General features: G+C 66.4%; 13 protein-coding genes. 10 read left to right on the forward strand and 3 right to left on the reverse strand.

Annotated features, from left to right (window positions below; all coding sequences use genetic code 11):
• Positions 1–30 precede the first annotated feature (30 nt).
• A complete protein-coding gene (locus HR9077_RS21880) occupies positions 31–183 on the reverse strand; it encodes a hypothetical protein (protein ID WP_168380902.1) in 153 nt (50 codons plus the stop codon).
• A gap of 123 nt (positions 184–306) precedes the next feature.
• Positions 307–606 carry a DUF4235 domain-containing protein gene (locus tag HR9077_RS06805; RefSeq protein ID WP_136066259.1) on the reverse strand — a complete coding sequence of 100 codons (300 nt, stop codon included), beginning with the start codon at positions 604–606 and terminating at the stop codon, positions 307–309.
• 204 nt (positions 607–810) lie between these two features.
• Between HR9077_RS06805 and HR9077_RS06810 the strand changes: the two genes are divergently transcribed.
• A complete protein-coding gene (locus HR9077_RS06810) occupies positions 811–1,167 on the forward strand; it encodes a hypothetical protein (RefSeq protein ID WP_244613070.1) in 357 nt (118 codons plus the stop codon).
• A gap of 43 nt (positions 1,168–1,210) precedes the next feature.
• Here HR9077_RS06810 and HR9077_RS06815 read toward each other — a convergent pair whose 3' ends face one another.
• The gene (locus HR9077_RS06815; protein ID WP_168380903.1) at positions 1,211–2,269 is read right to left on the reverse strand and encodes a right-handed parallel beta-helix repeat-containing protein; all 1,059 of its coding nucleotides are present in this window, start codon (positions 2,267–2,269) and stop codon (positions 1,211–1,213) included.
• Between the two features lie 214 nt (positions 2,270–2,483).
• Between HR9077_RS06815 and HR9077_RS06820 the strand changes: the two genes are divergently transcribed.
• The 9 genes from HR9077_RS06820 (at position 2,484) to HR9077_RS06860 (ending at position 13,061) form a co-directional block, all read left to right on the forward strand.
• On the forward strand, positions 2,484–3,911 hold the full coding sequence (locus tag HR9077_RS06820; RefSeq protein ID WP_168380904.1) for an NAD-dependent succinate-semialdehyde dehydrogenase: 1,428 nt from the start codon (positions 2,484–2,486) through the stop codon (positions 3,909–3,911).
• A 260-nt stretch (positions 3,912–4,171) separates the two neighbouring features.
• Positions 4,172–5,227: an aldo/keto reductase gene (locus HR9077_RS06825; protein WP_136066262.1), complete on the forward strand. Its 1,056-nt coding sequence runs from the start codon at positions 4,172–4,174 to the stop codon at positions 5,225–5,227.
• Between the two features lie 370 nt (positions 5,228–5,597).
• The gene (locus HR9077_RS06830) at positions 5,598–6,671 is read left to right on the forward strand and encodes a LacI family DNA-binding transcriptional regulator (protein ID WP_136066263.1); all 1,074 of its coding nucleotides are present in this window, start codon (positions 5,598–5,600) and stop codon (positions 6,669–6,671) included.
• Between the two features lie 85 nt (positions 6,672–6,756).
• Complete coding sequence (locus HR9077_RS06835) at positions 6,757–7,725, forward strand: sugar kinase (RefSeq protein ID WP_136066264.1); 969 nt, start codon at positions 6,757–6,759, stop codon at positions 7,723–7,725.
• 43 nt (positions 7,726–7,768) lie between these two features.
• Positions 7,769–8,755, forward strand: a complete 987-nt coding sequence (locus tag HR9077_RS06840) for a 2-hydroxyacid dehydrogenase (RefSeq protein ID WP_136066265.1) — start codon at positions 7,769–7,771, stop codon at positions 8,753–8,755.
• 183 nt (positions 8,756–8,938) lie between these two features.
• The gene (locus HR9077_RS06845) at positions 8,939–10,042 is read left to right on the forward strand and encodes a LacI family DNA-binding transcriptional regulator (RefSeq protein WP_136066266.1); all 1,104 of its coding nucleotides are present in this window, start codon (positions 8,939–8,941) and stop codon (positions 10,040–10,042) included.
• A gap of 35 nt (positions 10,043–10,077) precedes the next feature.
• On the forward strand, positions 10,078–11,097 hold the full coding sequence (locus tag HR9077_RS06850; RefSeq protein ID WP_136066267.1) for a TRAP transporter substrate-binding protein: 1,020 nt from the start codon (positions 10,078–10,080) through the stop codon (positions 11,095–11,097).
• 69 nt (positions 11,098–11,166) lie between these two features.
• Complete coding sequence (locus HR9077_RS06855) at positions 11,167–11,757, forward strand: TRAP transporter small permease (RefSeq protein ID WP_136066268.1); 591 nt, start codon at positions 11,167–11,169, stop codon at positions 11,755–11,757.
• Positions 11,754–13,061 carry a TRAP transporter large permease gene (locus HR9077_RS06860; protein WP_136066269.1) on the forward strand — a complete coding sequence of 436 codons (1,308 nt, stop codon included), beginning with the start codon at positions 11,754–11,756 and terminating at the stop codon, positions 13,059–13,061. Before HR9077_RS06855 ends, HR9077_RS06860 begins: the two co-directional genes overlap by 4 nt.
• Positions 13,062–13,134 lie beyond the last annotated feature (73 nt).

A 13,134-nucleotide genomic window follows, 5' to 3' on the forward strand; every position in this document is an offset into this window, starting at 1 on the left:
TGCCGCCTGCTGGCCAGCGTGGCCGATGTCTCACTCGATGCCGTAGCGGCCTGCGCTCTGGGCCAGGAAGCCCCGATAGGCGCTCTCGGTCATGCTTTCGAGCAGGCGATAGGCTTTCGCGCCGACACGCTTCAACACGGATGCCTGGGCGACGTTGGAAAGGGATGAAGTCTGGGTAGTCATGGTCTCTTGCCCCTGCTGGTTACAAGTTAACGACCATTATGCCCCAGTCTTAGACTTTAGTCTAATCAATTGGTCTTTAGTCGCATGGCCGGCGCGTGCCGGCCATGAAGCCGATGAGCCGCGCTAGCCCAGCGGGCGGCGATCGTAATCGAGCAACCGTTGGCGCCGCAGACGGCGACGCTGGACGCGACGCACCGCCTCGCTGCCGGCGCGCCGGCCGATGATTCGCGACATGCCGACGATCATGCCGGTGCTCGCCCCCCATAGCAGCGCATGACGCCACTTCACATCCCGCTCGTAAGGATCGAGCGGGGGCTTGCCGATCTTGCGTTCGTAGGCCTTGCGCGCACCATTCCTGGCGGCCACGCCCGCGGCAATAGCTGCCCCGGTGCTGAGCAACGACCAAAGCATTTCATCTCTCATGAGCGTCTCCTGTTTGCGGCCCTTCCCTGATCGCCGTGCCGTCGGATGACGGCGAGGCGCCACGCATTTCAGCGTAGTCGAGACGGTTGCGGATGCCGATGTTGCAATGCAGCACGACAGCCGGTATCCCTGTAGTATGCATTGAAGACGATCGGTGCCCTTGCCGATAAACCCATATAGCCAAGCCCACCACGGTATTCGCCCATGCGTCAAACCTCCGCTCTCGACCCGCTGATGCCCTTCTCCCCGGCAGCCCTCAGCGGCATCTGGTCAGTCAGCCTGATGACCTACGAACTCTGGGCCTCGTCGCTGTCGACGATCGCCCTGCGCAACAACCTCTGGTGTACCCGAGTGCCCACCAGCCCGGCGATGCTCGACGAGAACCAGCGCATGGTCACCGAGAAGCTCGATGCCGGCATCGAGGTCGCCGCCCAGCTTCAGCAATCGCTGTTCAGCCTGTGCACCGGCAGCTGCGCGCCCTGGTGGGAAACCGGCCAACGCACGCTGGAACCCTATCACCGTCGCAGCACCGCCAATTCGCGCCGCCTGGCAGCACTTTGAACGCACGCCCGGGGCCGAACGGTAGACCCCACACGAGCGGCGCTCACCCGGGGCTCTGCGGATTCGACGCCTCGAGGGTCCGGCTGCCGTCATAGGCGATGCACCGGCCATACTCCTCCCAGGCGGGCTCCTTGTTGGGGCTGTCGACGAAGACATCGCCCCGCGAGACATTGGTCGGCGGCCCGCCGCGCTCCTGGCAGTTGGCGGCCTTGTCCACCGCGATGCGGAAGCCGTAGCGGTTGTGCTCGAAGCGATTGTTGCTGAACACGTTGTCGCGACTGAAGCTGTCGTCCCAGCACAGCACCGGATCGCGGTGACGGATCGAGCAGGTCAGGAAGACCCCGGCCAGCTGGTTGTTTCTGATCAGGTTGTTGCTGAAGCGGTTGTGTTCGGCGTCGGCCAGGTACAGACCATGCGAGCCGTTATCGGCGATGACGTTATCGACGACCTCGCTGCCCTGCAGGTATTCGACGGTGATGCCCGCCGCCACGTTGTCCTCGATGACGTTGCCGACGACCCGCGTCGGTCCGGCCCGGTTGAGCGACAAGCCATCCCACTCGGCCTGGCTCATGGTGTTGTTCTCGATCAGCACGTCGCTGCTGTGATACTCGGTCAGCAGACAGGCGCTGCGACAGTGGCGGATGTCCAGGTCGCGCAGCACGATGCCTTCACCGCGCCTGACGATCAGCCCGCTGTTGCTCAGATAAGGCAGCGCCGGCTTGAATTCACGCGCCGTACTGGCGTCGCCACGAATCGCCAGGCGCTCCACCGTGACCCGGCGAATGGGGCGTTGCGGCTCGCGATGGTAGGCATCGCCCAGCACCAGCACCGGGCTGGAAATGCCCTCCTGCATTCGCAGCAGCGTGGCCTCCTGCCCCTCGCTCGCCTGGCCGCGCAGCGTCAGGTTGCCGCGTTCTATCACCACCATTTCGTTGAGCTGATAAGTGCCCGCGTCCAGGCATACCGTCAGGTGCCGGTCGTTCTGCGGCAGGCCGTCGAGGGCATTCTGCAGATCCTCGCCCGGCCTGACGCGGCGGTCGCAATCCGCCTCGGGGTCGGCCGATGCCAGCCCCGCGGCAAGAGCCATGATCAGCACCAGCATTGAGCAGACGCGCCTTCCGATCTGTCTTGGGTCAGCTAACGGCTTCACGAACTCCTCCTCTATCAGGCCCTCGTCGTCGGACCACAGCCCGCTACTGTGAACGAAATCGGCCTGCCTAGCCATCGCGCGAATACGCCCCGGTGCACGACACGAACCGATGTCACGCCTTGAAGAAGCAGACCCTCGTCATCACTTCTACACTGTGAGCAGGCGAATGAACGAAGGGACGCACGCCCAAGCCATCAACGCCAAGGAGGATGTGATGAGCCGCAAGACGCTAACCGCCGTGAACCCCGCCAACGCCAAGGTGATCGGTGAACACGATATGCTCGACGAAGCGGCGATCAGGGCCAAGCTGGACGCTACCCGCCGCGGCTTCGACGAGTTGCGCACGCTGCCGGTCGCCGAACGCGCCAGGAAGCTGCACGCCGTGGCCGACCTGATCGAAAAGCGCCAGGCCGATATCGCCGAGGTGATCTGTCACGAGATGGGCAAGAAATTCGGCGACGTCATCGCCGAGACCCAGATCTCGGCGGCCATCGTGCGCTTCTACGCCGACAATGCCGAAGACTTCATGGCGCCCAAGCCCAAGCAGGTGGCCGGCGCGCAAAAGGCCGAGGTGGTCCGCGACCCGATGGGCGCGGTACTCGGCGTGATGCCGTGGAACTACCCGCTCTATCAGGTCGTGCGCTTCGCCGCACCCAACCTGGCCGGCGGCAACGCCTGCCTGCTCAAGCACGCCTCCAACGTGCCGGGCAGCGCCAAGCTGATCACCCAGCTGTTCCATGACGCCGGCTTCGAGGACGGCACCTTCACCTGGCTGCCGGTGTCCTCGAGCGAGATCGCCGACATCATGCGCGATCCGATCGTCTGCGGGGTGACGCTGACCGGCAGCGAGGAGGCCGGCAAGGCGGTGGCCGCCACCGCCGGCGAACTGGCCAAGCCCAGCGTGCTGGAACTCGGCGGCATCGATCCGCTGATCGTGCTCGACGACGCCGACGTCGACAAGGCGGTCGAGATCGCCATCGACGGGCGCTTCGACAACACCGGTCAGAGCTGCGCGGCCTCCAAGCGGCTGATCGTGGTCGAGCGGCTGGTCGAGCGCTTCACCGAGCGCCTCGTCGACCGGGTGCAGAAACTGCGCGTGGGCGACCCGATGGACGAAAGCACCAACATCGGCCCGATGTCGCGCAAGGACCTGCGCGACGACCTGCACGACCAGGTCAGGCGGGCCGTACAGAACGGCGCCCAGATCGAGACCGGCGGCGAGATCCTCGACAAGCCCGGCGCCTGGTACGCGCCGACCGTGCTGACCAACGTCGCGCCCGGCAATCCGGCCTTCGACGAGGAGCTGTTCGGCCCGGTGGCCTCGGTGGTGACCGCCGACGACACCGAGCATGCCATCGAGCTGGCCAACAACAGCCCCTACGGGCTGGGCGGCACCGTGGTCGGCCAGGACGTCAAGCGCGCCGAGCAGGTCGCGCGTCGTCTGGAGGTGGGCATGAGCTTCGTCAACCGCCCGACCACGCCGTTCGCCGAGCTGCCGTTCGGTGGCGTCAAGGGCAGCGGCTACGGACGCGAGCAGAGCGAATACGGCTTCGGCGAGTTCCTCAACGTGCGCACCGTCTACGTCGCGGCCTGATTGCACCCTGCTAGCCCCCTCGCCTTGCAACAGGCTTCATACGACAGGCAGGTCAATCGCATTTGAATCTGACGAGGGGCGCCGGGGACAAGCCGAAGAGGAGGTCCGACGCCATGGAAGGCGTCGGTAGCGTACATGGAGGTATTTACAGCGCCTCCTCGCAGACTTGTCGATGGATCAGCCCCGAGTGACAACGCTATCTGCGATCACCCTAATCCAACAGGCCTCACGCGTGAGGCTGCATGCACAAGGAAAGCACTGTGGACTATCGCAATCTCGGCCAGTCCGGCCTGCGCATCTCGTCGCTGACCCTGGGCACCATGACCTTCGGCGGCGTCGGCAAGATGGCCAGCGTCGGCGACACCGGCCTGGGCGACGCCCAGCGTCAGATCGACATGGCCATCGACCATGGCGTCAACTTCTTCGATACCGCCAACATGTACTCCGAGGGTCGCTCGGAGGAGATCCTCGGCGAGGCGCTCAAGGCCAAGCGCGACGACGTGCTGATCGCCAGCAAGGTGCGCTTCCCGATGGGCGAGGGACCCAACGACGGCGGGCTGTCGCGCCACCACATCCTGCGCCAGTGCGAGGCCAGCCTGAAACGGCTGCAGACCGAGCATCTCGACCTCTACCTGATGCACCAGTGGGACGGCCTGACGCCCTTGGAAGAAACGCTGGCGACCATGGATCAACTGGTGCGCGACGGCAAGATCCGCTATTACGGCGTCTCCAACTGGTCCGCCTGGCACGTCATGAAGGCGCTCAAGATCTGCGAACGCAACAACTTCATCGAGCCGGTCTGCCAACAGATCCACTATACCGCCCAGGCCCGCGACGCCGAGTTCGAACTGATGCCGGCGGCCGTCGACCAGGGACTCGGCACCATGGTCTGGAGCCCGCTCGCCGGTGGCCTGCTCTCCGGCAAGTATCGCCGCGGCCAGCGCAATCCCGACGGCACGCGCTTCAGCCATGGCTGGACCGAGCCGCCGATCCATGACGAGGAAAAGCTCTTCGATCTGATCGACACCCTGGTCGAGATCGCCGACGGCCACGGCGTTTCCGCCGCCCAGGTCGCGCTGGCCTGGACACTGACCCGCCCCGGCGTCTCCACCGCGGTGATCGGGGCGCGCAAGGACGCTCAGCTCAAGGACAATCTGGCCAGCGCCGAGCTTACCCTCAAGCCCGACGAGATCGCCGCCATCGAGAAAGTCAGCCGCCCGGCGCTGCTCTACCCCTACTGGCACCAGCACAATACCGCGGCCGACCGCTTCGGCCCCGCCGACCGGGTGCTGCACGCCAATCACCTGGGGGAGTGAAACCCTGCGCTTTTCCGGCTTCCATCGCGCCGCCCACCGGGCGGTGCTTTTCTTGGCACCGATCGACCCGCCGCCTCGAGCCCCTACCAAGACCTTTGTCTAGGCGCTTCTGCGTTGCCCGAGAGACCCGACAGCTCTACGATGGGAACGGTTCCATCAATCATCGCCGAAAGCTCTAGGCTCTAGGCTCTAGGCTCTAGGCTCTAGGCTCTAGGCTCTAGGCTCTAGGCTCTAGGCTCTAAGCTCTAAGCTCGTAGCTCTAAGCTCGTAGCTCGTAGCTCGTAGCTCGTAGCTCGTAGCTCGTAGCTCGTAGCTCGTAGCTCGTAGCTCGTAGCCCGACGCTGACATCAGCCCATGACGAACGACACCCATGAGTGACAGCAAGAACGCCGCCCGCTCGACCATCCTCGAGGTCGCCCGCGACGCCGGGGTTTCCAAGACCAGTGTGTCGCGCTACCTGGGCGGTGAGCGGGAGCGGCTCTCGGCGACGCTGCAGGGGCGTATCGGCCAGTCGATCGCGCGCCTGGGCTATCGCCCCAACCAGATGGCGCGCGGCCTCAAGGGTGGGCGTTCGCGATTGCTGGGCATGGTCGTGGCGGACATCCGCAACCCGTTCAGTGTCGACGTGCTCCACGGCGTGGAGCAAGCCTGCCGCGAGCGCGGCTTTTCACTGCTGGTGTGCAACACCGACAACGACCCGGCTCAGGAGCGCGAACATCTGGCGCTGCTCGCCGCCTATCGGGTCGAGGGGCTGGTGGTCAACGCCGCCGGCCGACCCAGCGACGAGCTCGTGGCGCTCGCCGAACAGGGCACCCCGCTGGTGCTTCTCGACCGCACTCTCGGCGCTTTCGAGGCCGACGTGGTGGGGCTCGACAATGCCCGTGTCATCGACACGGCGGTGGATCATCTGCTCGAGCGGGGCTACCGGCACCTGCTCTATGTCAGCGAGCCGCCGGAGGCGGCCAGCTCGCGCCAGGCTCGCCTGCTACGCTTTCACGAACGTCGGGCACAGGGCGATTTCGACGGCGAGGTGTACGTTCAGGACCCCCACGCCGGCGAGACCCGGGAAGCAACGCTGCGCAAGACGTTGGCGACCTTCGTGAACGGCGCGGACGAGCGCCCCCGGGCGCTGCTGTGCGCCAACGGCAACGTCACCCTGGCGGTGGCCCATGCCCTGCGTGCGCTCGATGTGACGCTCGGTGAAACCGGCCTGCTGGGCATCGACGAGCTCGACTGGTGCGCGCTGGCAGGCCCGGGGATCACCACCCTCGCCCAGCCCACCGAGGCGATCGGCCGGGCCGCCGTGGACAGCCTGCTGCGACGACTCGACGAGAATCCTCGCCACGCGCCGTCACGGCGCACCGACTTCGTGGCGCGGCTGATTCCGCGCGGCTCGACGCAGCGGCCACGACGCCGCGAACCCGCCGACGGATGCTCTCGATGACCCTCTCCCCTGGCCGGTGCGAGCCGGCCCCGTCGACGAGCCTGCCGAACAGCCACCCTCAATGAAACGCCACAGGAGCCTACCCATGAGCCGCGCAGACAATCCGGAAATCCTCGCCTTCGGCGAGGCGATGACACTGTTCGCCGCCGAGGCGCCCGGCGACCTGGCCGAGGTGGAGCGCTTCACCCGCGGCATCGCCGGAGCCGACACCAACGTCGCCATCGGCCTGGCCCGGCTGGGCTTTCACGTCGGCTGGCTGAGCCGGGTCGGCGACGACAGCTTCGGCCGCTTCATTCGCCGCATGCTGGAAAGCGAAGGGCTCGATTGCCGTCACCTGGTCCGCGACCCCGAACACGCCACCGGACTGGTCTTCAAGGCCCGCACCGAGGACGGTTCCGACCCCCACGTCGAGTACGTGCGCCGCGGCAGCGCCGCCAGCCACCTGAGCCCCGCCGATGCCGGCGCGGTGGACTTCGCGGCGGTTCGCCACCTGCATGCCACCGGTATTCCCCCGGCATTGTCGGACACCGCGCGGGCGCTCTCCGAGCACATGCTCGAGCGTGCCCGCAAGGCCGGCGCCAGCATCTCCTTCGATCCCAACCTGCGCCCCAGCCTGTGGCCCAGCGAACGCGAGATGTGCGATACCCTCAACGACCTGGCCGCGCGCGCCGACTGGGTGTTGCCCGGACTCGCCGAAGGCCGCCGGCTGACAGGGCTCGACTCGGCCCACGACATCGCGGGTTTCTATCTCGAGCGGGGCGCCAGGGCGGTGATCGTCAAGCTCGGCCCCGAGGGCAGTTATTACCGCAGCCACACGGAGAGTTTCACCGTGGAAGGCGTCAAGGTGGACAAGGTCGTCGATACCGTGGGCGCCGGAGACGGCTTCGCGGTGGGCGTGGTCAGCGCACTGCTCGACGGCCTGTCACCGCACGCCGCGCTGCGCCGCGGCAACCTGATCGGTGCCGAGGCGGTGCAGGTGCCCGGCGACATGGAGGGCCTGCCGCACCGAGGACGCCTGCAGCAGCTGGAAAGCGCGTTGCCCACGCTGGATTGAATCGGCAGCGACAACGCCGACGACCATGACAACAGGAGCCACCATGCAAAAACGTATCGTCGCCTTTCGGCGACTCGCCGATCAGCATCTGGAGCAGCTCAGCGAGCAGTTCCATGTCGACTACTTCCCCGATCTCGATTCGGCGGACGATCCGGCGTTCCGCGAGGCACTTGGCGAGGCCCACGGGCTGGTCGGGGCCAGCCTCGGGATTACCCCCGAACTGCTCGACGGAGCCCCGCACCTGGAAGCGATCGCCAGCATCTCGGTGGGCTACGACAACTACCCGGTCGATGAACTGACCCGCCGTGGCATCCTGCTTTGCAATACGCCGGACGTGCTCACCGAAACCACCGCCGATACCGGCTTCTCGCTAATCATGGCCACCGCGCGGCGGGTCGTGGAGCTGGCCGACTTCGTCAAGCGCGGCGACTGGAAGGAAGGCATCGGCGCGCCGCTGTACGGCACCGACGTGCACGGCAAGACCCTGGGCATGGTCGGACTGGGTCGTATCGGCGCCGCCGTGGCGCGGCGCGGCGCACTGGGCTTCGGCATGAACGTGCTCTACACCCACGCCTCGCCCAAGCCCTCGCTGGAAACCGAGCTCGGCGCCCGGCGCTGCGAGTTCGACGAGTTGCTCGAGAGCGCCGACTTCGTCTGCGTCACCGTGCCGCTGACCGCCGAGACAACCCACCTGTTCGGTGCCGCGCAGTTCGCGCGCATGCGCGCGAGCGCGATCTTCATCAACATCGCCCGCGGCAAGGTGGTCGACGAAGCCGCGTTGATCGCCGCGCTGAAAGCCGGCGATATCCGTGCCGCGGGGCTCGACGTCTTCGAGCGCGAACCGCTGCCCGCCGATTCACCGCTGCCGCAGATGGCCAACGTCGTGGCGCTGCCGCACATCGGCTCGGCGACCCACGAGACGCGCACCGCCATGGCCCAGCGCGCGGTCGACAATGTCACGCTCGCGCTCAACGGCGAACGCCCCCTCAGCCTGGTCAACGAAGCCGCCTGGGAACGTCGCCAACGCTGACCCCGCGCCGATCCGGCCCGACCAAGCGCCGCCCTCCCCGGGCGGCGTTTCTCGGCGCGCCTCACCCACAAGGGCACCTGGGAAGGTCCATTCGATGATGACTTGCCACTAAAGGGTAATTGGTGCCCCGGCAATGCTCTCCTACGATTTAGATCAATCCAAAAGCGTTCGAGTGGAGCCACGATGGCCCGGCAACCCACACACCCCAGCTCACCCCGCCCCGGCAGCGTGACCCTCGAGGACATCGCCGCGCACGCCGGCGTGTCGCGCTCGACGGTATCGCTGGTGTTGCGCGAGAGCCCGCTGGTCGCCGAGCGCACCCGGGACAACGTGCGGGCCTCGATCAAGACGCTGGGCTACGTCTACAACCGAGGCGCGGCGGCACTGCGCAGCAGCCGCACGCATACCCTGGGCGTGGTGGTCTACGACATCGCCAATCCGTTCTTCGGCGCCATGGTCGCGGGCATCGATGCTGCGCTGCACCGCGAGAACTACGTGTCCTTCCTGGCCAATAGCGAGGACTCGCCGCAGCGCCAGCTGCGTTTTCTCGAGCGCATGCGCGAGCACCGCGTCGACGGTATCCTGCTGTGCCCCTCCGAGGGGACCGACCCCGCGCTGATCGCGACCCTGAGCGACTGGAACCTACCCTGCGTGCAGGTCCTGCGGCATGTCGGCGAGCCCCCCTTCGACTACGCCGGCACCGACTTCGAGCAGGGCGTGCGGCTGGCCGTCGACCACCTGGTCGCGCGGGGCCACCGCCAGATCGCCTTCATCGGCGGCGAGGCCGAGCACTCGGCGACCCTGGCGCGCTGGCGCGGTTACTTCGCGGCCATCGCCGACCACGGCCTGGCCCCGCGACATCTGCGTACCGCGCTGACCCGGCGTGCCGGTTTCGAGGCGATCCAGACCCTGATGGCCGAACCGACGCCGCCCAGCGCGGTGGTCTGCCACAACGACCTGATGGCCTTCGGCGCCATGCTCGGCCTCAAGCGGCTGGGCCTGACACCCGGCGTCGACTGCGCGGTGGTGGGCACCGACGACGTCGAGGAAGCCGCGCTCAGCGACCCGCCGTTGACTAGTGTGGCCACCCACCCCTACGCCATCGGCGAAGAGGCGGCGCGTCTCGCCCTTCGCCGCATCGCCGACCCCGATGGGGCGCGGGAGCAAGTGATACTTTCGCCCCGACTCCAGGTGCGCGAATCGAGCGACGCGGCCGAACGCCATCAGGATCCGGCCACGACGTCGAAGGCCAGCGCACAGCACGCCAGACGGCTCACCACCCCCTGACCTGCCCGATGCAGGCGATAACAACGAGGTGACTCATGACTCATAGATGGATCGATCCAAAACCGTTCAGGAATACTGGACCAGGTCGCGGGCTGCTCGCCGGGGCGATGCTGGCCCTCTCGCTGGGTCTCGCCGGCGCCGCCCAGGCCGTGGAGCTGCGCTTCGGCCATGGCGGCGCCGAGGACACCGCCTATCAACTGGGCGCCGAGAAGTTCAAGGAACTCGTTGCCGAGAAGAGCGATGGCGACATCGGCGTGACCATCATGGGCAATTCGGTGCTCGGCCACGAGACCGAGATGTTCGAGCAGCAGATGGCGGGCGCGCTGGACCTGTCGATCATCAACCCCGGCCTGATCACCGATTTCTCGGACACCGCCAACGTGTTCTCGATTCCCTTCATGTACCGCGACGTCGCGCACTGGCGCACGGTGCTCGACGGCGAGGTGGGCCGCGAGATCGCCGACAGGATCGAGGACGAGACCGACGTCAAGGTGCTGGCCTTCTTCGGCGGCGGCAAGCGCCAGATCGTCAGTACGCACCCGCTCGAGAGCCTCGACGACCTCGAGGGCATGAAGCTGCGCACCAACCCCACCAAGCCGCTGATCACCGCCTGGCAGGCACTGGGCGCCGAACCCACGGTGATGGCCTGGAAGGAGATCTATACCGGCCTGCAACTGGGCGCGATCGACGGCCTGCTCAACGAGGCCGAGTGGATCGAGCGCATGCGCTTTCACGAGGTCGCGCCGCATATCGGCCTGTCCGAGCATGACATCACCGTGCGCCTGCTGACCCTGTCGCAGATGAGCTGGGAAGGGCTCGACGACAGTCAGCAGCAGGCGGTAATGGCCGCCGCCGAGGAAGCCGCCAGCTATGCGCGTGACGTCCAGCTCAAGCAGGATGCCGAAGCCCTCGAGACCCTCGAGCAGGAGGGCGCGACGCTCTACCCCATGGATCGCCAGCGCATGATGGAGATCGTCGCCGATCCGCTTGAGCAGGTGATCGACGAGATGGGCCTGAGCGAACTGCACCGGAAGATCGTCAACGCAGGCAAGTGACTCTGCAGCAGGGCACCGTGAGCGGTGCCCTGCCGGTCTTTTCATCTCATCAATCACGAGGACAATGCCATGGCCGCACTGCTGCATGGCCTGTCACGCCTCAACCGGGGGCTCGAGCGCCTGCTCAACGCGATCCTGCTGGCGTTGCTGCTGGGCTTCATCCTGCTGATCGTCTACCAGATCGTCAGCCGCAACCTGCCCCTGCTACCGCGACTCTACTGGACCGAGGAGTTCAGCCGCTTCGCCTTCCAGTGGCTGATCATGCTGGGCACGGCGATCGGCGTCTATCACGCCGACCATTTCGTGCTCGAGGCGTTTCCGCGCGGCACCCGGGCCGATCTGGCGACCCGCCTGATCCGCGATCTGTCCTGCTTCGCCGTGGGCGTGATCTTCATCGTCTACGGCAAGGACTTCGCCATCTCCGGCCTGCGGCGTAGCGCCACCGCGTCCGGCTTGCCGATGATCTACGTCTATTCGGCGTTCACTGTGAGCGGCGTGTTCATCGTGCTGTACAGCCTCGAGCGACTGCTGCATGCCGCGCTGCACGGCATGAACGCCATGGAAGCCGCCCTCAACACGCCCAATGAACTGGACGAGCTCGCCAGCGCCGACGACGCGACGCTTGCCGTCAGCGAACAACCGCGAGGGCCACGCTCATGATGCCAATGGAATGGGCCTTCATCCTGCCCTGGCTGCTGTTCGCCCTGCTCGGCGTGCTGATCGTCGCCGGCATCCCCATCGCCATGTCGCTGGTGCTGACCGCCTTCGGCATGATCCTGCTCGATCCGCGCCTGACCATGTGGGTGATGTTCCAGCGCATGTACAACGGCATGGACTCCTTCGTGCTGCTCGCCGTGCCGCTGTTCCTGCTCGCCGGCAACCTGATGAATTCGGCGCATATCACCGACCGTCTGATCACCCTGTGCATGCGCCTGGTCGGTCACTTCAAGGGCGCGCTGGCGCATGTCAACGTCATGGTCAGCATGCTGTTCGCCGGCGTTTCGGGGTCGTCGACCGCCGACAGCGCAGGCGTCGGCACGGTGCTGATCCCGGCGATGAAGCGCGAAGGCTACCCGACCCATTTCGCGGTGGCCGTCACCGCCGCCTCCTCGGTGATGGGCATCATCATTCCGCCGTCGATCAACATGATCGTGTGGGGCGCGCTGACCAACACATCGATCGCCGGGCTGTTCCTCGGCGGCATCCTGCCGGGGGTGATGATCGGCGTCGCCCAGCTGCTGCTCAACCTGCTCTACGTGCGCCGCTACGACGTGCCGGTGCGCCAGCGCGCGACGTTCTCCGAGCTGATGAGCTCGGGCAAGGACGGCCTGCTGGCGGCGGGGATCCCCATCGTCATCATCGGCGGCATCACCCTGGGCCTGGTCACCCCCACCGAGGCCGCGGTGATCGCCGTGCTCTATGCCCTGGCGCTGGGCTTCTTCGTCTACCGCGAGCTGACCTTCAGGCATGTGCTCGAAGCCTCGACCAGCACCGTGCGGCTGTGCTCGCTGTCGCTGTTCAGCCTGGTCGGCGCGGCGATCTTCGGCTACCTGATCAGCTTCTACCAGATTCCGCCCAAGCTGATGGCCGGGGTCACCATCGACGACCCGACCACGCTGCTGATCGTCATGGCGGTGGTGATGCTGATCCTCGGCACCTTCATGGACTCGCTGCCGGCGATGGCGATCCTGGCGCCGATCTTCCAGCCGCTGGCGATGCAGGCCGGCGTGCACCCGGTGCAGTTCGGGGTAATCGGCGTCATGGCCCTGGGCCTGGGACTGATCACCCCGCCCTACGGCCTGTGCCTGATGATCTCGGCGAAGATCGGCGGCATCCCGCTGCTCAAGGCACTGGGCACCACGCTGCTCTACCTGGCGGTGATGGTGGCGGTGATCGTGCTGCTGATCGTCTTTCCAGAGCTGGTGCTGACCATCCCGCGCTGGCTGACGCCGGACTTCGTCTAGGTTTTTGCAATGTCTCGCCCGGATCCCACGATCCGGGCGACAAATCCGCCAGGTTACGCTAGAGTGTTATAAA

It is taken from the genome of Modicisalibacter radicis (genome assembly GCF_900961225.1).
Lineage (GTDB): Bacteria > Pseudomonadota > Gammaproteobacteria > Pseudomonadales > Halomonadaceae > Modicisalibacter.